The sequence below is a fragment of the Collinsella aerofaciens genome (assembly GCF_015561195.1).
Classification (GTDB): domain Bacteria; phylum Actinomycetota; class Coriobacteriia; order Coriobacteriales; family Coriobacteriaceae; genus Collinsella; species Collinsella aerofaciens_AC.
Genome location: NZ_JADMSU010000003.1, coordinates 53997 through 77675, shown reverse-complemented (window position 1 = coordinate 77675; position 23679 = coordinate 53997). Strand labels below are relative to the sequence as shown.

Genomic DNA, 23679 nt, shown 5'->3' with positions numbered 1-23679 from the left:
CTTCCAACAAGGAGCTCCCCTCTGCTCAAATCATTTCAGCTAAGTATCTAGACGCCAAGACGCCATCCAGGCGGCAGACAAGTAAACCTAGGACCTGGCCGGGCGAGGCGGGTAAGTTTTTCGTAGATTCCGCACGAGCCGGAAAGCACTTAATGTGCTTTCCGAGCGAGCCCAGGACCTGACCGAACGAAAAACTTACCCGCCTCGCCCGGCCAGGTCCGACAAGCTACGTTAACGAGCCGCCAAGATGGCGTCGATGAGCGTCAGTACGCCCCCGTCGTTGTTGCTCGGAATGCGCCACTTGGCGTGCGCGTTCATGTGCTCCTCGGCATTGTCCACGATAAAGCTATGCCCGACGCGCTCCAGCATGGGGATGTCGTTGTACGTATCGCCCACGGCAGCGGCGTCGGCGATATCGATGTCCAGGCGCTCGCAGAGATGAGCCACGCCCGACCCCTTGTCGACGCCCAGATTCATAAAGTCGATCCACTCGCGGCCCGCATTGGTGACGTAGAGTCGGTCCGAGAATGCCGGGTTGTAGTCCTCGCGAAACGCCGGCTCGGCATCGTAGGCGGGGAAAAAGATTGAGATCTTATTGGACTCGATATCAAGGCCCTCAAAGCTGTCGACGTAGTTGATTGTGTTGTAGTAGACGCTGATCTCGTCGTGGTACTGATGGTCGCGGGCGAGCACATAGAACTCGTCGTAGCAGCACAGGACGGGAACGGCGCGCGGGTCCTCCGAGGCACGAGCGAGCACCTGCTGATACAGCGCCACATCGATGTTGCTCTTATAGATATAACTGCCGCGATAGATGACGCAGGCTCCGTTGTCGGGACAAAAAGCAAGGCGGTTCTTAATGCTCTCGAACATTTCCTCGAGTTTGGGGGCAGGGCGTCCGCTGGCGGGGCAGAATACAATGCCTGCGTCGGCGAGCTTGTCCAGGCGCTCATCAAGACCCTGTGGCAACACGCGCTCGTCGGTGAGTAGCGTCTTGTCCATGTCGACGGCGAGAATCTTAATGTTTCCGATATTGGTGTCCGATTCGTAAATTTGCATAAAAGCGCGCCTTTCGTTTCGAAATTGTTTCAGACGTTATAACCATCAACCAGTAACTGAGCGTATTTTCGCAGGAATGGAGCGCGTTTGCACTCCAATTCACAAACTAATGAAAAAACTTTTCAGAATTTTGAATTTGTCGCTTGCGCAGTGTGCACTTTAGCGTAATATAGCGACCATCGAAAACGGAGACGGAAAAACAACCGCTTACCGAGGAAAAGGTACCGTTTACGATATTAGAATTGCGCCCGGCGATAGGTGAAAGGAGAGGCAGATGCAGTTCGTAAAGATCATCACTACTGCAGACAATGCCATCCGACGCCAGCGCGCAATTTCCCGACGACGATAACAATCGTCTCTGTCCCCATGGGGCGAATTGCCTCAACAGAGTCATTTTGAGGTCGTTGGGTTTTAGCACGATATTGCTGCATGTTTCTAGGGCATGTATGTGCTGATTTTTGCTATTTAACCTGATATTGCACGGTATTCGACCTTGAAATGACTTGCAACTGACCGATGTTCTAACTAGCTACCAAGGGCGAAAGGAAACAGCCATGAGCAAGGAAAAAGTCGTTCTCGCATATTCCGGTGGTCTTGATACATCCGTATGTGTCAAGTGGCTCCAGGACGAGAAGAATCTCGATGTCGTTTGCGTCTGCGGCAACGTGGGCCAGGAGGAGACCGGCCTGGATGCCAAGAAGCAGAAGGCGCTCGACCTGGGCGTTCTTGATTGCCAGGTGCTCGACCTGCGTGACGAGTTCTCCGATGAGTTCCTGACCAAAGCCATCGCCGCAAACTCCATGTACGAGAACAAGTATCCGCTGCTCTCCGCCCTGTCTCGCCCGCTGCTTGCCAAGAAGCTTGTTGAGGTCGCCCACGAGTTTGGCGCGACCTACGTCGCCCACGGCTGCACCGGCAAGGGTAACGACCAGGTCCGTTTTGAGGCCGCCGTCAAGGCCCTCGACCCCGAGCTCAAGGTGATCGCCCCGGTTCGCGAGTGGGACCTGAAGTGCCGTCCCGACGAGGTCGCCTACGCCCACGCCCACAACGTGCCGGTTCCCGAGGGTGCCAACGACAACCCCTACTCCATCGACGACAACCTGTGGGGTCGTGCCATTGAGTGCGGCCACCTGGAGGATCCCTGGAACGAGCCGCTCGACGACGCTTGGGTTATGACCAAGAACCCCGAGGACACGCCGGACACTCCGACCTACACCGAGATTGAGTTTGAGGCCGGCAAGCCTGTCGCCGTCGACGGCAAGAAGATGAAGCTCTCCGAGATCGTCATCGCCCTCAACAAGATCTCCGGCGACAATGGCTTTGGCCGTCTCGATCTGGTCGAGGATCGCCTGGTGGGCCTTAAGAGCCGCGAGTGCTACGAGGTTCCCGGCGCCCTGACGCTCATCACCGCCCACAAGGCGCTCGAGGACATCTGCGTCGAGGGCGACCTGCTCAAGACCAAGATCAAGCTCGAGCAGGATTGGGCCACCGCCGTGTACAACGGCCAGTGGTACAGCCCGCTCAAAAACGCGCTCGATGCCTTTATGGCCGATACCCAGAAGTTCGTGACCGGCACTGTCCGTCTGAAGTTCTTTAAGGGCAACTGCCATGTCGTCGGCCGCAAGAGCCCCTTCAGCCTCTACGACTACGGTCTGGCTACCTACGACCGCGACACCACGTTTGACGAGAAGGCCAGCGCCGGCTTTATCGAGATCGATACGCTGTCGCTCAAGACGTGGGCTAAGGTCCAGGGTCCCAGCTCTGCTGCCGCCCAGGCTTAAGGGCCCTTTCCTTGGTATCCGCGCGGCCCATCCGCGTGATACATAACGGGCGCACGGGGTCCCTACCTTTCGTTATGCTTGCTGACACTTCTTAACATCGGTGGCCCCTACGTTCCGCCCGCATATATGACGTCGCATCTGCGGCTGAGTCCGAGCCCCGCCGGGGTTGTCCGGCGGGGCTCCTTCTATCAATTTGGCGGCTCTGTGCCTATATATATGAGGAGTATTCATTATGTTCAATGCTATCGCGCATGCTTTACTTGCCCTCGCGCCCGAGTTCGATGCTGCAAGGGTCGAGGACGTCCCTATGAGCCTGAAGGCCTGGATCGATGGTTCGCAGGGCAACATCCGGAGGGAGACGTTGGGCGCCAAGTGCATGGCGCGTCACTTCTTTGCAAATTAGCTATATGGCTTCGCACATGGTGGGGAATATGCAAAACTAGCGGTTGAGAAATCGCTTTAGCGACAGGGCGCATTGCTTTGGGCGCTTGTTTTGGGATTTGATGAAAGGGGACGGTTCCATGGCTCTTTGGGGCGGTCGTTTTGAGGCGGGAGTGGCCGAGGTCACGCAGGAGTTTGGCGCGTCGCTGCCGGTCGACAAACATCTCTATAAGCAGGATATCGCCGGTTCTAAGGCGCATGCCAAGATGCTGGCGGCCCAGGGCATCATCAGCGCCGAGGACGAGCAGGCGATTGCTGAGGGCCTGACCGGAATCGAACAGGATATCGATGCCGGCAACTTCACCTTCGATATCAACGATGAGGACATTCATATGTCCATCGAGAGCGAGCTGACGCGTCGCATTGGCGAGGCCGGTAAACGCTTGCATACCGGGCGTTCGCGCAACGACCAGGTGGCGACCGATACGCGCCTGGGCGTCAAGGCGCTGGCCAAGGAGCTCATGGAGGCCAATCTTGAGTTGCGCCATGTGCTGGTGGATGCGGCCAAGAAGTACGACAAGGTGATTCTGCCGGGTTACACGCACATGCAGCATGCTCAGCCCGTGCTGCTGTCACATCATCTGCTGGCGTATTCCTGGATGTTCGCGCGCGACTTTACGCGCCTGAAGGCCGCCTTTGATGCCGCCGACAACTGCCCGCTGGGTGCTGCCGCGCTTGCCGGTACGAGCTATCCGCTCGATCGCCAGATGACGGCTGCCGAGCTTGGCTTTGCGGGTGTGATTCCCAACTCGCTCGATGCGGTTTCCGACCGTGATTTCCTGCTCGATCTGCATTACGCCGGCTCCGTCATGGCCATGCACCTGTCGCGTCTTTCCGAGGAGATCGTGTTGTGGTCGAGCTCCGAGTTTGGCTTTATTACGCTTTCCGACTCGTACTCCACCGGCTCGTCCATCATGCCGCAGAAGAAGAACCCCGACTTTGCCGAGCTTATCCGCGGCAAGAGCGGCCGTGTGTATGGCAACCTGGTGCAGCTGCTTGTGACCATGAAGGGCCTGCCGCTGGCCTATAACAAGGACTTGCAGGAGGACAAGGAGGGCGCGCTCGATACCGCCCACACGCTCATGCAGTGCCTGTCGGTTATGGCCGGTATGATTTCGACTTGGACCGTCAACGAGGATGCCATGGCGCGCGAGTGCGGTGTGGGTCATCTTGCCGCCACCGATGTTGCCGATTACCTGGCCAAGCGTGGCCTGCCGTTCCGTGAGGCGCATGCCGTGGTGGGCCATCTGGTCCTGATGTGTGAGAAGCGCGGCTGCAATCTTGAGGACCTGCCGTTTGAGGTGTTCCAGGAGGCAAGCCCGCTCTTTGAGCGCGATATTACCGAGGCGCTCGACATCCCGTCGATTGTCGCCGCGCGCACGACCGAGGGCGGTACCGCCCCTGCCGCTGTTGCCGTGCAGCTGCAGCGTGCCGAGGCACAACTCGTTGCCGACGAAGGTGTGTTTGGCTCGTTGACCAAGGTCGTCGAGATGGGCCACGGAGCTAATTAGCTTATAGGATGCGTCTGTCTGGTGCGTTTATCATATCTTGCCTTTACGGGTGCTCGCTACGGTGGGTGCCCGTTTTGTTATAGGGAAGGAAGGAGCTTGTCGAGAACTTTTGTAGGACCTTTGGGCAGGTTGTGAAGGGGATACGTTTGCGGGTGGCAACCGACCGTCTGATCTGTTCGATGCGGTTGATGGGCGGTCGGATGGTACTCTAGTCGGGCTTCGGAACAGAAGTGACACATATGGAGCGCTTCAATTAATAATAACGCTTCAATAAACGGCTTTTTGTTTAACTGCAGCTAGAACTCTGTTACGATGCAGTCCAGGCGGGTGCCGGAATGGGACTTGGGCACGCGCGAACCTACTTGAAAGGCTACCTTATGGCTATCGAGAAGACCTTCATCATGATTAAGCCCGACGCTGTGCGCGATCGCAAGATCGGCGAGATCGTTGCTCGCATTGAGCGCAGCGGCCTTGTCATCGAGCGCATGGAGATGACCACGCTCGAGCGCGCTACCGTTGAGGAGCACTACGCCCATCTGGCCGACAAACCCTTCTTTGGCGGTCTGTGCGACTTTATGACGAGCGGTCCGGTCGTCAAGATGGTTGTTTCCGGTCTTTCCGCCGTCTCCAAGATGCGCACCCTTATGGGCGCCACCAACCCGCTTGATGCTGCTCCTGGCACCATCCGCGGTGACTTCGCCGTCGATGTCAACGCCAACGTGATTCACGGCTCCGACTGCCTGGAGAACGCCGAGATCGAGATCAAGCGCTTCTTTGGCTAAACCAGCTTTGACTCCTTAAAGCTGTTAGCGTGTGGCTTGGGCGCCGCGGAACTCCATCCGCGGCGCCCTTTTTATCCCAACAGGTTTTTGGTAAACGCTCACAAATCTACTAAAGAGCCCCCGCCTGGAATGTGCGTGCATTCCAGGCGGGGGCTGTCGTTAGCGTATGGCGTTGTAAGTCTTTAGGCCTCGTCGACGACCTTGAGACCGCGGGTCTGGTCGATCTCGTTGAGGAGGTTGACGCGACGCTCGTGGCGGCCACCCTCAAACTCGGCGTCGAGCCACTCGTCGACGATCATCTTGGCGAGCTCGGAACCCACGACGCGAGCGCCAAAGGCGAGCACGTTGGTGTTGTTGTGCATGCGCGAGAGCTTGGCGCTGAAGGGCTCGGAGCACACGACGGCGCGTACGCCCTCGACCTTGTTGGCGGCAAGGCTAATGCCGACGCCGGTACCGCAGATCAGGATACCCAGGTCGACGTCACCGTTGGCTACGGCCTTGCCCACCTTGTAGCCGGCGATGGGGTAATCGAAGCTCTCGGAGGTGTCGGTGCCAAAGTTGACGACCTCGCAGCCGCGCTCCTTCAGGTGCTCGGAAATGATGTTCTTGAGCTCGACGGCGGCGTGGTCGTTACCGATACCGATCTTCATGGATGGTTCCTCTCTGGTCCGTGCGGTGGATTTGCTAAAGGTTTTACCGCGTTCGACTGCATGATAGCGCGTCTTTGGCTTAAACACTCGGGCTTTTTTTGGTCAAACGCTTTAGCAACAACAAGCATCAACTCATCACTAAAAATGCCGTCAATTTGCTTCTGGCGGCCGTCTGCCGGAACTCGTCTTGCGGTTTTTGGCTCCTTGTTATCAAATGGAGAAGTTGATTACTTGCAAGAGCAACCCGTTATGTATGTAGGAGATGTCCATGCCTACCGATTCCCTTCGTGATGCCGCGTTTTGCGATGTTTTGAACCGCGAGCTTGTCTGTGCGCTCGGCTGCACCGAGCCTATTGCCGTTGCCTATGCAGCGGCGTTGGCGAGCCAGACGCTCGGTTGCGAACCCGATCATATGGACGTTGCCTGCTCGGGCAACATCATCAAGAACGTTAAGAGCGTGACCGTGCCCAACTCGGGCGGTATGCACGGTATTGAAGCTGCGGCCGTGCTGGGTGCCGTGGGCGGCGACGCCAAGAGCGCGCTCGAGGTGCTCGAGAGCGTTAACGACGAAGATCGTGCTCGCGTGACCGAGCTCCTCGCCGATGCCGGTTACTGCGACGTGTCGCTTGTCGAGGGTGTGTCCAACCTCTACATCAAGGTGACCGCCACGGCCGGGGGCCATACCGCGGTCGTCGAGATTACCGACCACCACACCAATGTCACGTGCCATACGCTCGACGGTATTCCGGTGTGCGGCAAGTCGGCGGGGGAGTGCGCCGCCTGCGCCGAGCGCGTGGTGGCTGAGCGTGCGGCGGATAAGGCCGACGCGCCCATGTCGATTGAGTCCATCATCGACTTTATCGAGGGCGGCGACATTGAGGGCGCCCGCGCTGCCGTTGAGCGTCAGATTGAGCTGAACGGCGCGATCAGTGCCGAGGGCCTCGCGCACGCTTGGGGCGCCGAGGTGGGCCGTACGCTGCTGGGTGCTCGTGCCGATGACGTCGCCTGCCGTGCCCGTGCCCGTGCGGCCGCCGGGTCCGACGCCCGCATGAACGGTTGCGCGCTGCCGGTCGCCATTGTGTGCGGCTCGGGCAATCAAGGCATTACCTGCGCATTGCCCGTCATGGAGTATGCCGAGTACCTGCGTTGCGACCACGAGCGCCTGGTGCGCGCCGTGATGCTGTCCGATCTTATCGCCGTGCATATCAAGAGCTATATTGGTGCGCTCTCGGCGTTTTGCGGTGCTATTTGCGCCGCGTGCGGCGCCGGCGCTGCGATTACCTGGCTGTGCGGCGGCACGCGCGAGCAGATTGGCGCGACGGTTTCGAACACGCTCGGTAACGTTGGCGGCATCGTGTGCGATGGCGCCAAGGCGAGCTGTGCCGCCAAGATTTCGGCTGCCGTCGATGCGGCGATTCTGGGACATGATATGGCCATGCAGGGTCGCGGCTTCCGTGCCGGCGAGGGCCTGATCCAGGATACCGTCGAGCAGACAATCGCCAGCATGGGCTATGTGGGCCGTGTGGGCATGAAGGATACTGACGTCGAGATCCTCAACATCATGATTGGCAAAACTCGAGTTTGTTAGTTACGCGGTTTTACCAAACCGCGTAGCTAGCCGACGCTGCAAACGCCCCTAAGCGAGCAATCTGACGTTCAATCGTCGGTCGCGTACCGAAGTACGCTTCCCTCCTCTTTCACGTCACCTTGCTCGCTTAGGGGCGTTTTCGCTGACTTATGCTCAACCTACGGCGCTTTTTTGTTTGGGGCACTCATTGGGGACAGACTTAAATGAGTAGTCGTTGGGGACGTTCTTGTTTGACTAGTTTTTTAGAACGTCCCCAACGACTAACCCTTACGACAGTTCGTCGGCTACTTGGTGTTCGTAGAAGGCTTCGACTACCGCGTTGAAGTCGCGGGCGAAGTCTTCCATGGTTCCTCGCCAGGTGGCTCGGCCGGGTTTTCCCTGACCAACATAGGCAGTCTGAATGCCGCAGGCGGGGCTGGGGAAGTCACGCTTGGGGTCGTTGCCCACCATAAGGACCTCGTGCGGCTCGAGCCCCATCACCTGAAGCTGCTCTAGATAGTAGGTGGCATCGGGCTTGCAACGGGTGGTGTTTCCCATGTGCGTGACGAGCTCAAAGGGGGCGTCGGCCAGGTCGCCCCAACCCATGCGGCACTCGATGGCCCCCTGCGGAAAGCTGGGGTTGGTGAAGAGCGCGCAGCGCAGCCCTGCGTCCTGTACGGCCTGAAGCGCGGCGTGTGCGCCCGGCATGGCGTGGGCGTTGATGACGTCGTCATTCTTATGCGGAAGAACTTCGCGGTCGTAGTAGGTAAATGCCTCGTAGATGATAGGATCGGAGAGGCAGATGCCGCACCTGCGTTCGACCTCGGTGCGGTAAAACTCAAGATTGGTGCGGTTGTCCGTGCCGCTTCGGCGGTTGGCGTTGAGGTCGACCAGGATGGTGCCGAGGCGTGCCATCGTGCCACCGCGGCTGCGGCGCCCGATATCCGCGAGCATCGACGAGACATCCTTAAAATAGCGAAGGATGAACGCGTTGAGGTTGATGCTAAGAAGCGTCTCGTCCATATCGAAAACGACTGCTTTGAGCACGCGGGCACCTTTCTCGAAAAATCGTTCCAGAATCGTTGGTTCCGGATACTTTACCCCAAAGCCGTATGCCTAACGGTCTATCGTCAACTTACGGAGACGGTCGTCCACAAGATTGCGAAAAAGTCTCCATACGAGTAAAAAATCGCAGTTCGCGCTTGAAATCAAAGTAATTTCCCCGTAATCTATACGAACGTGATTGCATAAGCGTCACATTAGTATCTGTCGGCTCCCGAGTGTTCCTAAACGTTGTGTGCTTGTCGCACCCTTCTGTAGGTCCTAGCAATCGGGGCCCCGTAGTTCGAAAGGGGTCCACCTTTGAGTGAGATTCAGAACTCGTCCATTTTCTCTCTTGACGATGTCAACGAGGAGGAGATGAACAACCTCATCGACGGTACGATTACCGACTTTGATGAGGGCGATCTCGTTAACGGCACTGTCGTTAAGATCGAGCATGACGAGGTGCTCGTTGACATCGGATTCAAGTCCGAGGGCGTTATCCCGGTCCGCGAGCTGTCCATCCGCAAGGACGCTAACCCTGCAGACATCGTTGCACTCGGTGATCCCATCGAGGCCCTGGTTCTCCAGAAGGAGGACAAGGACGGTCGTCTGGTCCTCTCCAAGAAGCGTGCTGAGTACGAGCGTGCTTGGAACCGCATCGAGGAGAAGTTCAACTCCGGCGAGAACGTCGAGGGCGAGGTTATCGAGGTCGTCAAGGGCGGCCTGATCCTCGACATCGGCCTGCGTGGCTTCCTGCCCGCTTCCCTCGTCGACCTCCGTCGTGTCAAGGACCTCACCTCCTACATGGGCACCCGCATCGAGGCCCGCGTCATCGAGATGGACCGCAACCGCAACAACGTTGTCCTCTCCCGTCGCGTCGTGCTCGAGGAGTCCCGTAAGGCCGAGCGCTCTGAGATCCTGTCCAAGCTCAAGTCTGGCATGCGTCTCCAGGGCACCGTTTCCTCCATCGTCGACTTTGGCGCCTTCGTCGATCTCGGCGGTATCGACGGCCTCATCCACATCTCCGAGCTCTCCTGGAACCACGTCAACCATCCTTCCGAGGTTGTCAAGGTCGGCCAGGAGGTCGAGGTCGAGGTTCTCGACGTCGATCTCAACCGCGAGCGCATCTCCCTGGGTCTCAAGCAGACCACCGAGGATCCGTGGCGCGCACTGGTCAAGAAGTACCCCGTCGGTGCTATCGTCGAGGGCACTGTGACCAAGCTTGTCCCGTTCGGCGCTTTCGTCGACCTGGGCGAGGGCATCGAGGGCCTGGTGCACATCTCCGAGATGGCCAACAAGCACGTCGATCAGCCTTCTCAGGTCACCCACGTGGGCGACAAGGTTCAGGTCAAGGTCATGGAGATCGACCTCGACCGTCGTCGTATCTCCCTGTCCATGAAGTCCGCTGCTGAGACTCTGGGCGTCGAGATCGAGGTTACTCCGCTGCCTTCCGAGAAGAAGGACGAGGAGACCGACGCCGAGTAAATCGGTTTGACGATCACTTGTTTTAAGGGATCCGTCCGCAATGGACGGATCCCTTTTTGCATTTGGCGCCGAGATACGCGATGTCGTCCGTGCACGATGCTGCCCGTGCTGTTCACAGGCTATTTGGTTGTCGGTGCATGAAAAAAATGCCGACATCCCGCCTCGAGGAGGAGGCGGGAACGCACCGAGTAGACGGAGGGGTGCGGAGCGCGGTCGTGTCTCGACTGACGACGTTGCCCATCGACGGGACTATTGTAGCGCATGGGTGGTTCTTGGTTTATCGTGCGAGCTCTTGCGTTGTGCCATTGCGTGCGCTGGCGGTGTGCTACACTCTTGCACTGCTGAGTGGGCCAGACGGTCGCGCGATGTGCTGCTTGCAGCACGCGTGAGGAAAGTCCGGGCTCCAGAGGGCGGGATGCCGGCTAACGGCCGGGCGGAGTGATCCGACGGAAAGCGCCGCAGAAAAGAAGACTCCCACCTGCGCCGCAAGGCGTAAAGGGAAAAGCTGAAACGGTGGTGTAAGAGACCACCAGCGTCGTGGCAACACGGCGGCTTGGCAAGCCCCATCCGGAGCAAGCGCGAATAGGAACGCTATGGGCCGGCCCGGTCCGCGTTCGGGTAGCGTGCGTGGAGCTGCGCGGTAACGTGCAGACAAGATAAATGACCGTTCACGACAGAACCCGGCTTATAGGCCCACTCAGCTTTCTTGTTGACGCTGCGACGACGTCAGCTGGCCGATTTGGCGCTCATTCGTCGGTCGCCGCCATAAGGCGTGCTCCCTCCTCTTTCGGGCTAAATCGACTCAGCTGACGCCTTCTCGCTGTCTTTACCTGGTCATCGGCAGCCTCATTTTTGTTGCGCTCTCGTCTTCCAAGGCACTTTGCTCGCGCTGACGGGTTCTCGCTTTCGTTGACGGAATCATCGGCGTTGCCATTCTTTTTACAAGGGTTATCGTATTATTGAGGCTGTTTGTTGCTTTGCTTGTTGTTGAGGGGCTTTGTTGGACAGCTATTTTACTCTGCAATCGAATATTGAGGCTTCGGGCGAGTTTGTGGATCGCAAGAGCCGGTTTATTGCCCAGCTGGTCCATATTGAGTCTGAGGATGAGGCGAATGCCTTTATCGAGATGATTCGCAAGCGTCATTACGACGCTCGACACAATGTTCCCGCGTGGATTTTGGTCGATGGACGCGAGCGCCAGAGCGATGATGGCGAGCCGAGCCGCACGAGCGGAATGCCGACGCTCGAGGTACTGCGCGGTGCGGGACTTAAAAACGTATGCTGTGTTGTGACGCGCTATTTTGGTGGTACGTTGTTGGGGCCGGGCGGCCTGGTTCGCGCCTATACTGCGGCGACGCAGGCGGCGGTGGCTGCGGCTCAGGAAGCCGGGCAGATCGTTGAGATGACGAGCGTCGTGCCGGTTGATGTGCGTGTGGCCTATCCGCAATACGAGCAGGTGCTTCGCTTGGCGCAGGATTCGGGTGCCAAGGTTTCGGATACTGATTACGCGGATGCCGTGACGATTCATTTGGTGTTTAAAGCGGGGGAGCAGGAGCCGTTTTGCGCTAAGATGTGCGAGCTTATGGCGGGGCGCGAGGAGATTGAGGTCGGCGCTCCCGAGTTTGCGGAGTTCTAACGACGACGGCCGGCGTGCTTTTGGATGAATCCCAAGCGCGCCGGCCGTCGTTTTATGTTGCCGCCGTTTACTCGGCGAGCTGCTTTAGCACATCGCAGGCGATGTCGACGGCGTCGTCGATGCAGCCGGGGCAGCTGCGGAGCGGACCCTGGTCTGAGCCGATGCCCTTGAGCGTGCCGCAGACGGTCGTGGTGTTCTTCTCGCCAAAGCGCTTGGCAATCTCGCGCGACAGCTTGTAGGTCTGGCCCTTGGTCTTGGGGTTCTCCATACCGTCGCTCATCACAAAGCCCATGATGGCCACGGCGCCCGAGATGGCGCCGCAGGTCTCGGTCATGCCGCCCATGCCGGCGCCAAAGCCCTCGGTGAGGGTAAAGGCGATCTGGGGGTCGAGCCCCACAGTGGGCGCGAGCGTGCAAGCGACAGCCTGGGCGCAGTTAAAGCCGCGGGCGTGGTACTCGGCAGCCTGAGCCTGGCAGGCGGCAGTGTTGAGCTGGGTGGTATCGATCTGCTTCATCGTTGTCTCCTTGTTCATGGTGTACCCGCCTATGGTACCCTTGCCGGCGCATTCGCTTATCGAGACCGCAGTGCATATCTCATTGTTTTTCGCCATCGAACACTTTCTTAAGATTTGGGACAAATAAACCTGATTAATTTGTCCTATAACCTATCGGCGGGATGGGTTGAGAGGGGTACGGGGTAGCGGTATCGTGAACCGGATAAAAACAAAACCCAAGTAAGGGAGTTGGATATGTGCGAGCAGACTATCGGTACCACGTGCGTTCAGGGCGGCTATCATCCGGGCGATGCGGAGCCGCGCCAGGTGCCCATCTACCAGTCCACCACATGGAAATACGACACGTCCGAGCACATGGGCAAGCTGTTTGACCTGGAGGAGTCGGGCTACTTCTACAGCCGTCTGCAGAATCCCACGTGCGATCTGGTTGCCGCCAAGATCTGCGAGATGGAGGGCGGCACCGCTGCGATGCTCACGAGTTCGGGCATGGCCGCGAACTTCCTCGCGATCTTTAACGTGGCCGGTGCCGGTGATCACGTGGTCGCGAGCTCTGCTATCTACGGCGGTACGTATAACCTGCTCGCCCACACCATGGGCCGCATGGGCGTGACTTGCACGTTCGTCGCCCCCGACTGCACCGATGAGGAGCTGGAGGCAGCCTTTGAGCCCAATACCAAGCTCGTCTTTGGCGAGACGATTGCCAACCCTGCCCTCGCCGTGCTCGACATTGAGCGCTTTGCCAAGGCCGCGCATGACCACGGCGTGCCGCTGATGGTCGACAACACCTTCCCGACGCCCGTGATGTGCCGTCCCTTTGAGTGGGGCGCCGACATCGTCACGCACTCCACCACCAAGTACATGGATGGACATGCTGCCTACCTGGGCGGCGTGATCGTTGACCACGGCCAGTTTGACTGGATGGCCCATGCGGATAAGTTCCCGGGTCTCACCACGCCCGACGAGAGCTACCACGGCGTGACGTATGCCGAGAAGTTCGGTCGCGAGGGTGCCTTCATTACCAAGGCCACCGCGCAGCTCATGCGTGACCTCGGCCCCATGCAGAACCCGCAGGCGGCTTTCTTCCTGAACAGCTCGCTCGAGAGCCTGCATGTACGCATGCCGCGTCATTGTGAGAACGGCCTGGCCGTTGCCAAGTTCCTGCAGAGCCATCCCAAGGTGCGCTTTGTAAGCTATCCGGGCCTGGAGGGCGATAAGTACTATGACCTGGCTCAGAAGTACATGCCCAACGGTACCTGCGGCGTTGTGAGCTTTGGCTTTAACGGTGGTCGCGCGGCGGCCGAGACCTTTATGAAGAGCCTTAAGCTCGCCCAGATCGCCACGCATGTGGCAGACGCCCGCACCTGCTGCCTGCATCCCGCTAACGCCACGCATCGCCAGATGAACGATGAGGAGCTCATCGCCTGCGGCATCTCCGCCGACATGGTGCGCCTGTCGTGCGGCCTCGAGGACACGGCCGATCTGATTGCCGACCTTGAGCAGGCGCTCGAGCAGTGCTAGGCTAGCCTTCGCACAAGTCGCCGATGCTGACAGAAAGCTTCGGCGGCCTTTCGTTCCGATTCCGTAGGCGGGACCCCAATCGCGACTGTTCGCAGGCGATTGGGGCCCCGTTTTTGCGTTGCGCCACTCGAAAGGATGGATATGGAGAAAACTGCAGAGCAGCTGCGCCGCGAGCGCATTGCCCTTGAGGGCGACACCCATGGCAAGAACAAATGGGCGATTCTGTTTACCGTGCTCATCATGACGTTTATGGTGTGTCTGGATTCGACCGTCGTGACCGTGGCGTTGCCCGCGATGCAAAAGGAGCTGGGCGTGGGCCTCGATCGCATTCAGCTGGTGAGCTCGGTGTATCTGCTTGCGACATGCGTGGCTATGTTGCCGTTTGGCCGTCTGGGCGACGTGCGCGGCAAGGTGAATGTGTTCCAGCTGGGCGTCATCGTCTTTTCGGTCGGTTCGCTGCTGTGCGGCCTTTCGGCCTCGCTCGAGGTTCTTATCCTGGCACGCATTGTTCAGGGCGTCGGTTGCGCGGCGGCCATGGCTAACAACATGGGTATCATCACCGAGTCGTTTCCGGCGCGCGAGCGCGGTCGTGCCATGGGTATTCTCGCGACCTTCGTGGCCCTCGGCATGATGTGCGGCCCCGTGCTCGGCGGCATGCTGGTGGCGAACTTTCCCTGGGAGAGCATCTTCCTCATCAACCTGCCCATTGGCGTCATCTCGTTTATCGTGGGGCTCTATACGCTACCGCATGTTAAGCCTGAGGCCGGCGAGCGCCCCATGTCCCTGATCGAGGCTGCTCGTCGCTGCTTTGCAAATTCGGCCTTCACCATCAACCTTGCCTGCATGCTCATCGTGTTCGTTGGTATTGGCGCATCCGAGTTTATCCTGCCGTTCTATTTTCAGGATGCCCACGGCTTTGGTTCCGACATCTCCGGACTGCTCTTTTTGGCACTGCCGATGGTAAATGCCTTTATCGGCCCGCTTTCGGGTACGGTTTCCGACCGTGTTGGCTGCGAGGGCCCCACGGCCGTGGGCCTGGGCGTGTACGTGTGCGGCCTCTTTGCGGTGAGCACGCTCGACGAGCGCTCTTCGATCCCTGTCATCGTGTGCTGCGTCGCATTTATGTCGCTCGGTACGTCGATTTTCCAAAGCCCTAACAACTCCCTGTATATGGGTTCGGCCCCGCGCGAGGCGCTCGGTTTTGCGGGCAGCTTGGGCAGTTTGGCGCGCTACGCTGGCATGGCATTCGGCATTACGGTGGCGTCGCATATCCTGTATGGGCAGATGAGCGTGGCGATGGGCGAGGCCGTAACCAGTTTCGTTGCAGGCCGTCCGGATGTATTCCTATTCGGTTTTCGCTCGGTGTTCTACGTGCTTATGGCTGTGGCCGCTGTGGGTTTTGCGCTCGCCATGGTGCGTTTGGTGAGGATGCGCGCCCGCCATTAGCGTGTTGGGAGGCTGCCTGCCACGTATTCGCGCCGTCCCAAAAAGACTGGTTTGTGGTGCGATGCGGCTTGTGGGACAGGCGGGGGTCGGTCCGTGGTAGACTATCGAACAACGTTTATTAATCGCGCGGTATCGTTGCCGCGAGAAGGGGTTGCGCCATGCAGGAGCTTGAGGATCGTATTCGCCATGACGGCATCGTAAAGGCCGGTAACGTCCTTAAGGTTGATGCCTTCCTCAACCACCAGTGCGACGTTGAGCTGTTCGACCACATGGGCGCCGAGTGGGCCCGTCTGTTCAAGAATGTCGAGATCAACAAGATCCTGACGATTGAGGCTTCGGGCATTGGTATGGCTTGCATTGCAGCCCAGCACTTTGGCGGCGTGCCGGTGGTCTTTGCCAAGAAGGCCCAGTCCATTAACCTCGACGGCGAGCAGTATGCCACGACCATCTACTCCTTTACCAAGCAGAAGGAGTACCCGGTCATCGTTGGCAAGCGTTTCTTGTCCGAGGGCGACAAGGTCCTGATCATCGACGACTTCTTGGCCAACGGCTGCGCGCTCGAGGGTCTTATCAAGATCTGCGAGGCTGCGGGTGCCGAGGTGTCCGGTATTGGCATTGCGGTGGAGAAGGGCTTCCAGGGCGGCGGTGATAAGCTCCGCGAGCGCGGCTTCCGCGTTGAGAGCCTGGCCCGTATCGCCGATATGGACTGCGAGACCGGCGAGATCACCTTCGCCTAAGCGCGCAACACAAGCGATTGGTATGCGATGTGACAAAGGGACCGTCCCTTTGTCACATTTTTTGTATGAGGGGAGGTGTTGATATGGATGAGAACAAGATGGGATGGCGCGAATATGCGCGCTATGCCGAGATGTCGGTCGAGGAGTTGGCGCGCGATTGCGAGGTGCAGGTGTTTCGCGCGACGGGTCCGGGCGGGCAGGGCGTCAACACGACGGACTCGGCGGTGCGTATGAAGCATGGGCCCACGGGGATTGTTGTGACGGCGCGCGAGAGCCGTAGTCAGTTTCAGAATCGCGCGAGCTGCCTGCGTAAGCTGCGCGCTGAGCTGGAGCGTCGCGGGCGTCCACCGCGCCGACGCGTAAAGACCAAGGTGCCTCAGCGCTCGCGCCAGCGCAGGCTCAATGACAAGCACTTCAACGCGATTAAAAAGGCCAACCGTCGCAAGCCGGGGAGCGACGAGTAGCCGATTGTTTCGCTGGTCTTGCTAGCGGGTGGGGCGCCAGACCTGGAGGGCGTCGGCGAGGACGTCGACCTCGATGCGCGAGGCGACAACGGGCTCACCGTCGGCTTGGATGGGGTAGTCGGGCTCCTCAAAGGTGAACTCGGCATGGCGGCAGCGGCGCATGCGAATCGGCGGCAGTTTGGTATGGTGGCCGTCTTTGGCCGAAAGGAACATGGGCAGGGCAACCGCGCGTGGGACGGGGCCGCAGGCGTAGCAGACGTCGAGTATGCCGTCGCAGGGATCGGCATCGGGACAGATGCGATAGCCCGAGCCATAGGTGGGGCCCAGCTGAATTGCCATGATGATCGCCCTCACACGCTCGGCGGGCGCGCCGTCAAAGCTGACTGTCATGGGGTAGTTGCGATAGCGCAGACCAAACTGCTCAAGTCCCGAGAGGGTGTAGAGCGGCGCGCCTGTCAAGCCGGTCTTTTTGCGCAGCTCGGTGGTGCCCAGGCCGATGGCGGCATCGATGCCGACCGAGAGCGTCTGGTCGTAGTACTCAACGGTAGCCTCGCCGCTGCCGCTCGCAGGGCTCCACGAGCGAATGCGTCCGATATCCTGACGCTGCAGCTCGCAGGTGAGCAGCGCGCCAAAATCCTTGCCGGAGAAATCGTCGATGCCGAGCGTCTGGGCAAAATCGTTTCCGGAGCCCACGGGCAGGACGGCAAGAGCGGGGCGGGCGTCCTCCTTTTGCGTCATAAGCCCGTTGACGACCTCGTGAATCACGCCGTCGCCGCCAAGGGCGATAACGGTGCGATAGCCCTGAGTCTGCGCGGCCAGCTCCTTGGCGTGTCCCATACGCTCGGTCAACACCAGGTCAAACTGGGATGCGCGTGCAGTCATGTCCAAAAAGCGTTGCAGGCGCTCGGCAACTTCGCGTGCCGCGCCCGACTGGGCGGCTGGGTTGGCGATGATGAGCGTGCGACCAAAATCAGTTGCGTGCATGGGGCGACTCCCGGCGTGTGACATGACAGTGCGGTCGCGTTCAGGTTGAATTGCCCCCGATTGTGGCTGCACGGCGATTATTACATCTACTCTATCAGGTCGTTGTGGCGCTCGATAGCATCCGCTACCGTACCGCCCTCATCCACAATAAGCGAACGGCGCTTGGGCGAGATAATGCGCTGGGCGGGGTACACGCCGCGGTGTCCGCCGGTTAGGTAGCTGATAAAGGCCACGATGACAAAGAACCCGGCGGCCGTGCCGTGGAACAGGTCGATGGCCATCATGCAGGTGGTGATGGGCACGTTGAGGCCGGCGCAGAATACGCCGAGCATGCCGAGAGCCGCCAGAAAACTGGGGTCAAGCCCAGTAAGGCAACCGATCCAGCCACCGAGTGCCGCACCGATGCCAAACAGGGGCGTGACCTCGCCGCCTTGGAAGCCCGCGCCCAGGGTAAGCGCTGTGACGACCAACTTGATGGCTGCGTCCGCCAGGGTGGTGTTGCCTGCAAATCCGGCGCCGGAAAGCCACGTGGAAAGGCCGGCGTAGTCCCAGGCGTCGAGGAGGGCATAGGCGGCCAAAACCACGAGTGCGCCTATGAGTGCGCGGACGAGGTAATTGGTGATAAAGCGATCGTACAGGCTTTTGACGGTTCGAACCGACCAGGCAAAGAGGCGTGCCGTCAGGCCGAAGAAAATGGCGCTGATAACAACGATAACGACCGTTTTGGGCGTCATGGCGGGAACGTTGGCGATGACATTCGCCTCGTACTCGGTTCCCAAGGCAAGCGACGTAAAGTAGCCGGTAAACGAGGCGACGAGGCAGTAGATGCCCGCGGTGTAGTCGATCTTGCCGATAAAGCACATCTCCATGCCAAAGAAAGCTCCGGCAAGGGGCGAACCGAATACGGCGCCAAAGGCCGACGAGATGCCGGCGAGCATGAGGTCGTGGTGGTCATGCTTTTTGAGGTGGGCGAGGCTCGAGATGTTGCTGGCGATGGTGCCGCCAATCTGCACCGCAGCTCCCTCGCGACCGGCCGACCCGCCCGTTAGGTGCGTGAGCGTGGAGCAGACGAAGGTGAGAACGGCCATGCGCATATGGATGAGGCGTGTGCCCAGAGCGGAGTCGATGACCAGGTTGTTACCGCGTTTGGCGGCAAGGCCGTGGTTTTTGTACACCCATGCGGTGGCAACGCCCACAACGGGAAGCAAGGCGTAGACCCACGCGTGGTGCTCGCGATAGCCGGTCGCGATATTCAGCGAGGTCAAAAACGCCCAGGCGGCAACGCCCATGGCGAGCGAGACGATGACGACGAGTGTGAGCAACTTGGCGCTCGCGAGTAGGTTGCGGGCGTTGCGGCGCGTGTCGGCGGCCAAGAGATGCTCGGAGCGGGTGAGCTGATGCCTGCCGGCCATGATGACGTCGTTCAGGGAGAAAAAGCCGCCGTCGTCGAGCGACTGAGAATGATCCTGCGCTTCGTTTGCGCTTTCGGGTTTGTCGGTAAAAGTCATACGTTCCTCTTTTGGGTTGCAACACGAGCATTATAAAACGCGGTAAACGCGACGAGCCGGTGGGTTGGTTTTGGTTTTGTTTCGCGGCTTGCGGCCGACAGATGTATTTGCGGGTACAGGCCAAGTCGCGGTCGCGCGTCGAGGGATTATACTGAGAGAAACATAAAGAATCGGCGCTTTTGTTGCGCGCCGCAGCATGCTAGAGGTGTATATGGCTGAGAAACTCATTCCGTTGGAGGACGCGCAGGCGATCGTCTTGTCGCACGTGAATCGCACCGAAGTCGTCGAGATTCCCGTGTGGCAGGCCGCCGGTCTTCCCTTGGCAGAGGATGCGGTGGCCGATATCGACATCTCGCCGTTTGCCAACAGCGCTATGGACGGATATGCCGTGCGCTCGGCGGACTTGGCGCAGGCATCTGGCGAGGCGCCGGTGACGCTCGACGTTATCGGACACGAGGCTGCGGGTCATGTGTTTGAGGGCACAATCGGCGCGGGCGAGACGGTCCGCATCATGACGGGCGCGCCGGTACCCGAAGGTGCCGATGCCGTGGTGAAATACGAGATCGTCGACGTGCTCGATGTCGACGGCAACGAGGGCTCGCGTGTGAGGTTCTCGGCGCCTGCCAAGGTAGGGGAGAACGTTCGCTCTGCCGCCGAGGAGGCCCATGCCGGCGACGTTGTGATGCACGCCGGCGAGGTCGTGGCTCCGGCGGGCGCTGGTCTGCTGGCAAGCGCCGGATACGCGAGCGTGAAGGTGCACGCTGCCCCGCGTGTGGGCATCATCTCGCTGGGCACGGAACTGGTCGCACCGGGTGAGCTGCCGGCGCGCGGGCAGATTCGCGACTCCAACTCGTCGGCGTTGATGGCCGAAGCGCTCGATGCAGGAGCCGAGCCCGTGTTCTACGGCATTGCGCCCGATGATGAGCAGGCAATTGCCGAGCTCGTGCATCGCGCCGTGCAGGAATGCGATTTTGTCATTACGAGCGGCGGCGCCTCTGCGGGCGATTACGACTATGTGACGGCGCTGGTCAGGCGCGAGGGCGAGGTGCTGTTCGATCGCATCTCGATGCGTCCCGGCAAGGCCATCACGTTTGGCCTGCTTGGAGGCAAGCCGTATTTGGGGCTTTCGGGCAATCCCGCGGCGGCGTATGTGGGCTTTGAGATGCTCGCCCGTCCGGCGATCCGCAAGATGCGCGGCTTTGCCGAGGGTGCGCGTCCCGTACAGCAGGCGATATTGACGCATGGCGTGAAGAAGCGCCAGCATCGCCGCTTCTTCGATCGCGCTACGGTTTCGCACGACCCCGAGACCGGTGAGCTGTTGGTGACCGAGGCCAAGACGCAGAATTCGGCACTGCTCGGCACGATGCAGCGGGCCAACTGCCTGCTGCGTATTGACGAAGGTCCGTGCGAGCTTGCGGCTGGCAATGTCGTGGACGTTGTTCGCGTCGATCTGCCCGAGGGAACGGTGCTATAGGAGGAAGACTATGGAGTTGAAGATATCGATCGTGACGTGTTCGGACACGCGCGATCTTGCGCAGGACGAGGCTGGAACCGCACTCGAGGAACTTATCGAGGCGCAGAGCTGGACGGTCGCCTCACATGTGGTTGTGCGCGACGACGTCAGCGAGATTGGTGATGCCATTGTGGAAGCCGCCGATGAGTGCCACGCCAATGTCGTGCTCACCTGCGGCGGCACGGGGCTTTCGATGCGCGATGTGACGCCCGAGGCGACGCGTGCCGTCTGCGACCGCGATGTGCCGGGTATTGCAGAGGCAATCCGTGCATACTCCATGACCAAGACGCGCCGCGCCATGCTCTCGCGCGCTATTTGCATGCAACGAGGTCATACACTTGTCGTAAACTTTCCCGGTTCTACGAAGGCCGCCCGCGAAAGCTGGGAGGCCGTGAGCGATCAGCTGGAGCATGCGGCTCAGATGACAGCGGGCGGCGGACATACCAACTAAGCGGTTTACCTGCGGCGGGGCGATCTGAACGGCTGCTCCGCCTTTTATTTGCGCCCAAGGGGACGGCATTCTGTAGGCATGCCTGAAACTATATTCTCAGACGAGAATAAATTCTCATAATCATTATTCGCGAGGAAGTATAATCTAATTACAGAATAAAGCCCGCGGCGGGGTGCCCGGGTGTAGTGTCCGAAAGGGTTGAACATGTTCGATATGGTTTCTCGTCGTGGATTCGTCTCGCTTTCTGCTGTCGCCGCTGCCGGCCTTGGCCTTGCCGGCTGCTCCGGCAACAAGACGGCTGAGCCGGTCGGGTCCGATGCCGGTTCTGCTAAGGCATCTTCCAAGAAAGCTGTCGAGCTGCAGGTCTTTGCCGCCAACTCGCTCGAGAAGGCCCTGCCCGAGGTTCAGAAGCTCTACACCGAGCAGACCGGTACCACCTTTGCCGACACGCAGTTTAAAGCGTCCGGCGACCTCGTTGAGCAGATGCGTGCCGGTGCCACGGTCGACGTGCTCATTACCGCTTCCAAGGGCACCATGGATGACGCTGAGACTGCCGAGCTCGTCGATGCCGATACGCGCGAGGACATGTTCGTGAACGACCTCGTGATCGTCCGCGCCGAGGGCTCTGACACCAAGGTCGAGGCCATTGCCGACGTCGCGAACCTAGATGGCAAGATCGCCATCGGCGACGCCAAGACCGTTCCCGCCGGCAAGTACGCCAACCAGGCGCTGGCTTCTGTGGGCCTCTACACCGGCACTGAGGGCGACGACGGCGAGTACGCGCCCGAGATTGCCGATAAGGTCGCGCTGGCCGATAAGGTCGGCACCGCTGCGTCTTACGTCTCTACGGGTGACTGCGTTGCGGGCTTTGTCTACAGCTCCGACATCTTCCGCTACGACGGCATCGAGGAGGCCTTTGTGTGCCCCGAGGATTCGCACAAGCCCATCGTGTATCCGGGTGCCGTTGCCGAGAGCTCCGAGCACGCCGACGAGGCCAAGGCGTTTATCGACTTCTGTCTGACCAACAAGAAGGCTCAGAAGATTTGGGCTAAGTACGGCTTTGAGCTTTCCGAGTAGTGCGGCTTGGCGCGATAATTCCATCGTTTTGTGTTTCACTCCGTCCTTGTATTCGCTTGGAGCTTTTCGTGCTTAATAGTTTCCGCATGCTTGTCGCCTGTGCTTTGACCTTCGCGCTTTGCTGGGTGCCGGGATTTGCGTTTGCTGGGGACTCTGAGGACGGGGTCCAGGTTGCTGCGACCGCTCATGGGCTTTCCTATGGGATCGAGGGTTTTGAGCGGTTGGCCAAGGGGACCGCTCGTGCCATGGAGGGCCAGCCTGAGGGCTACCGGTTTCCCGTTGATGAGGACGTGGACCTTGTAGTGGCGCCTGCTGCCGATCGCGTTGTGGTGTGGATATCGCCCAAGGCGGTCGAGAAGTATGGATTGGATCCGCAGGACAACGAGTGCGTATCGGGTCTCAAGGCCCTCGTCTGTGAGCTCGACAGCGCAAACTCCATGGGAGGTGCGCAGCTGGGGGACGTTGATCTTCCTTGGTATGTCACGGCGGAAACAACGTTTGATGCCGGTGGGTATACCTATGGCTTTGATGTGCGTGGTGCGGATGGGGACCGCTATGTGGTGATTGCATCGGCCTCGGGTGATGCCAAGGGCGGCGCGCGTTGGCTTGATAGCGCTCAAATGGTAGAGGCATCGTCTGTCGCGTTGCGGGATGAGCAGGGGCCCTTGACCTCTCTGGCTTCCTTTTTGGACGACATCGACTATCGCCCGTTTTGGGTGTCCATTAAAACGAGCGGCCTTGCCCTGCTGATCTCCTTTGCGCTGGGCCTGTTCGCCGCGTGGAAGACTATGGGTACCTCGAGTCGCATCAAGGGCCTGCTCGATTCGGTCTTTACGATTCCTATGGTGCTGCCGCCCACGGTCTGCGGCTTTCTGCTCCTCATGCTGTTTGGCCGCTCGACCGGTGTCGGCCAATGGCTCATCGCGCACGGCATCTCGATCGTCTTTACCTGGCCCGCGGCGGTTATTTCGGCCGTCGTTGTGTCGTTTCCCCTGGTCTACCGCACGGCACTCGGTGCCTTTGAGAGCCTCGACACGCAGATGCTCGATGCCGCCCGAACCCTGGGATGGTCCGAGTGTCGCATCTTTACCAAGCTTATGATGCCGCTCGGCTGGCCCTCGATTGCCGCCGGCACGGTGCTCGCCTTTGCCCGCGCGATGGGTGAGTTTGGCTGCACCCTGTTCTTTGCGGGCAACTACGCCGGCATTACGCAGACCATCCCCATCGCCATCTACTTTGAGTGGATGGGCGGCAATACCTCGGTGGCCCTTTTTTGGGTCGCCGTCGTGATCGTGTTTAGCTTTCTGGTCATCCTGTTCATTAACATGTACACCGCGCATTCGCAAAAGTATCGCGAGCGGGGCCTTTCCCGTGCGGAGCGCAAGCAGGCCAAAGAGCTCGCCGGACAGGGCGATTCGCTCGATCCGGTGGGCGGCGATGCCTTGCGTATCGATCGCGAAGCACTGGCCGAGCTCATGCGCGATGATGCCGCTTTGCAGAGAGGTCGATAG

20 protein-coding genes, 1 other RNA gene and 1 pseudogene are annotated in these 23679 nt (G+C 59.6%); 16 read left to right on the top strand and 6 right to left on the bottom strand.

The genetic code is table 11. The annotated features are described in order from the left end of the window. Nucleotides 1-231 precede the first annotated feature (231 nt). Nucleotides 232-1059 carry a Cof-type HAD-IIB family hydrolase gene (locus I2H81_RS04345; RefSeq protein WP_195644691.1) on the bottom strand — a complete coding sequence of 276 codons (828 nt, stop codon included), beginning with the start codon at nucleotides 1057-1059 and terminating at the stop codon, nucleotides 232-234. A 554-nt stretch (nucleotides 1060-1613) separates the two neighbouring features. Between I2H81_RS04345 and I2H81_RS04340 the strand changes: the two genes are divergently transcribed. The 4 genes from I2H81_RS04340 (at nucleotide 1614) to ndk (ending at nucleotide 5574) form a co-directional block, all read left to right on the top strand. Continuing rightward, nucleotides 1614-2840 (top strand): argininosuccinate synthase, encoded by a 1227-nt coding sequence (locus I2H81_RS04340; protein ID WP_035138001.1) that lies wholly within the window; start codon nucleotides 1614-1616, stop codon nucleotides 2838-2840. A 232-nt stretch (nucleotides 2841-3072) separates the two neighbouring features. Further along, entirely contained in the window at nucleotides 3073-3243 is a 171-nt protein-coding gene (locus tag I2H81_RS04335; RefSeq protein ID WP_158550218.1) for a hypothetical protein, read from the top strand. Nucleotides 3244-3361: 118 nt separating this feature from the next. After that, a complete protein-coding gene (gene argH, locus I2H81_RS04330; RefSeq protein WP_195232051.1) occupies nucleotides 3362-4792 on the top strand; it encodes an argininosuccinate lyase in 1431 nt (476 codons plus the stop codon). Between the two features lie 377 nt (nucleotides 4793-5169). Next, nucleotides 5170-5574, top strand: coding sequence for a nucleoside-diphosphate kinase (ndk, locus tag I2H81_RS04325; RefSeq protein ID WP_055251725.1), 405 nt, complete (start codon nucleotides 5170-5172; stop codon nucleotides 5572-5574). Between the two features lie 182 nt (nucleotides 5575-5756). On the opposite strand, the gene rpiB is transcribed toward ndk, so the two are convergent. Continuing rightward, nucleotides 5757-6224: a ribose 5-phosphate isomerase B gene (rpiB, locus tag I2H81_RS04320; protein ID WP_055251633.1), complete on the bottom strand. Its 468-nt coding sequence runs from the start codon at nucleotides 6222-6224 to the stop codon at nucleotides 5757-5759. A gap of 268 nt (nucleotides 6225-6492) precedes the next feature. Here rpiB and I2H81_RS04315 point away from each other — a divergent pair, with 268 nt between their 5' ends. Next, nucleotides 6493-7812 carry an L-cysteine desulfidase family protein gene (locus tag I2H81_RS04315; protein ID WP_195644690.1) on the top strand — a complete coding sequence of 440 codons (1320 nt, stop codon included), beginning with the start codon at nucleotides 6493-6495 and terminating at the stop codon, nucleotides 7810-7812. A 267-nt stretch (nucleotides 7813-8079) separates the two neighbouring features. On the opposite strand, the gene I2H81_RS04310 is transcribed toward I2H81_RS04315, so the two are convergent. Further along, nucleotides 8080-8838, bottom strand: a complete 759-nt coding sequence (locus I2H81_RS04310) for an HAD family hydrolase (protein WP_195644689.1) — start codon at nucleotides 8836-8838, stop codon at nucleotides 8080-8082. A gap of 315 nt (nucleotides 8839-9153) precedes the next feature. On the opposite strand from I2H81_RS04310, the gene rpsA reads away from it, so the two are divergent. The 3 genes from rpsA to I2H81_RS04295 all read left to right on the top strand — a co-directional run bounded on the left by rpsA (nucleotide 9154) and on the right by I2H81_RS04295 (nucleotide 11956). Next, the gene (rpsA, locus tag I2H81_RS04305) at nucleotides 9154-10320 is read left to right on the top strand and encodes a 30S ribosomal protein S1 (protein WP_022095232.1); all 1167 of its coding nucleotides are present in this window, start codon (nucleotides 9154-9156) and stop codon (nucleotides 10318-10320) included. A gap of 342 nt (nucleotides 10321-10662) precedes the next feature. Further along, nucleotides 10663-11024: RNase P RNA component class A (gene rnpB, locus I2H81_RS04300), an RNA gene on the top strand. A gap of 293 nt (nucleotides 11025-11317) precedes the next feature. Next, complete coding sequence (locus tag I2H81_RS04295) at nucleotides 11318-11956, top strand: YigZ family protein (RefSeq protein WP_195644688.1); 639 nt, start codon at nucleotides 11318-11320, stop codon at nucleotides 11954-11956. Nucleotides 11957-12023: 67 nt separating this feature from the next. Here the strand turns inward: I2H81_RS04295 and I2H81_RS04290 are convergent, their stop codons facing one another. Next, the gene (locus tag I2H81_RS04290; RefSeq protein WP_195644687.1) at nucleotides 12024-12470 is read right to left on the bottom strand and encodes a C-GCAxxG-C-C family protein; all 447 of its coding nucleotides are present in this window, start codon (nucleotides 12468-12470) and stop codon (nucleotides 12024-12026) included. Between the two features lie 234 nt (nucleotides 12471-12704). On the opposite strand from I2H81_RS04290, the gene I2H81_RS04285 reads away from it, so the two are divergent. The 4 genes and pseudogenes from I2H81_RS04285 to I2H81_RS04270 form a co-directional block, all read left to right on the top strand. Further along, nucleotides 12705-13988 carry an O-acetylhomoserine aminocarboxypropyltransferase/cysteine synthase family protein gene (locus tag I2H81_RS04285; protein ID WP_117629414.1) on the top strand — a complete coding sequence of 428 codons (1284 nt, stop codon included), beginning with the start codon at nucleotides 12705-12707 and terminating at the stop codon, nucleotides 13986-13988. 141 nt (nucleotides 13989-14129) lie between these two features. Beyond that, nucleotides 14130-15434, top strand: a complete 1305-nt coding sequence (locus I2H81_RS04280) for an MFS transporter (RefSeq protein ID WP_195644686.1) — start codon at nucleotides 14130-14132, stop codon at nucleotides 15432-15434. A gap of 158 nt (nucleotides 15435-15592) precedes the next feature. Continuing rightward, the gene (locus I2H81_RS04275; RefSeq protein ID WP_117639195.1) at nucleotides 15593-16171 is read left to right on the top strand and encodes a xanthine phosphoribosyltransferase; all 579 of its coding nucleotides are present in this window, start codon (nucleotides 15593-15595) and stop codon (nucleotides 16169-16171) included. 152 nt (nucleotides 16172-16323) lie between these two features. After that, a pseudogene (locus I2H81_RS04270) lies at nucleotides 16324-16635 on the top strand (peptide chain release factor-like protein); the annotation flags it as partial. 21 nt (nucleotides 16636-16656) lie between these two features. Here I2H81_RS04270 and I2H81_RS04265 read toward each other — a convergent pair. Next, nucleotides 16657-17619 carry a diacylglycerol/lipid kinase family protein gene (locus I2H81_RS04265; RefSeq protein WP_195644685.1) on the bottom strand — a complete coding sequence of 321 codons (963 nt, stop codon included), beginning with the start codon at nucleotides 17617-17619 and terminating at the stop codon, nucleotides 16657-16659. 86 nt (nucleotides 17620-17705) lie between these two features. Further along, nucleotides 17706-19127 carry a chloride channel protein gene (locus I2H81_RS04260; protein WP_195644684.1) on the bottom strand — a complete coding sequence of 474 codons (1422 nt, stop codon included), beginning with the start codon at nucleotides 19125-19127 and terminating at the stop codon, nucleotides 17706-17708. 211 nt (nucleotides 19128-19338) lie between these two features. Here I2H81_RS04260 and I2H81_RS04255 point away from each other — a divergent pair, with 211 nt between their 5' ends. From I2H81_RS04255 to modB, 4 genes are all read left to right on the top strand, one after another. Next, nucleotides 19339-20601, top strand: a complete 1263-nt coding sequence (locus I2H81_RS04255) for a molybdopterin molybdotransferase MoeA (protein WP_195644683.1) — start codon at nucleotides 19339-19341, stop codon at nucleotides 20599-20601. Between the two features lie 10 nt (nucleotides 20602-20611). Beyond that, the gene (locus tag I2H81_RS04250) at nucleotides 20612-21091 is read left to right on the top strand and encodes a MogA/MoaB family molybdenum cofactor biosynthesis protein (RefSeq protein WP_195644682.1); all 480 of its coding nucleotides are present in this window, start codon (nucleotides 20612-20614) and stop codon (nucleotides 21089-21091) included. A 204-nt stretch (nucleotides 21092-21295) separates the two neighbouring features. Beyond that, nucleotides 21296-22168, top strand: a complete 873-nt coding sequence (gene modA / locus I2H81_RS04245; RefSeq protein WP_195644681.1) for a molybdate ABC transporter substrate-binding protein — start codon at nucleotides 21296-21298, stop codon at nucleotides 22166-22168. Between the two features lie 68 nt (nucleotides 22169-22236). Beyond that, complete coding sequence (gene modB, locus I2H81_RS04240) at nucleotides 22237-23679, top strand: molybdate ABC transporter permease subunit (protein ID WP_271817473.1); 1443 nt, start codon at nucleotides 22237-22239, stop codon at nucleotides 23677-23679.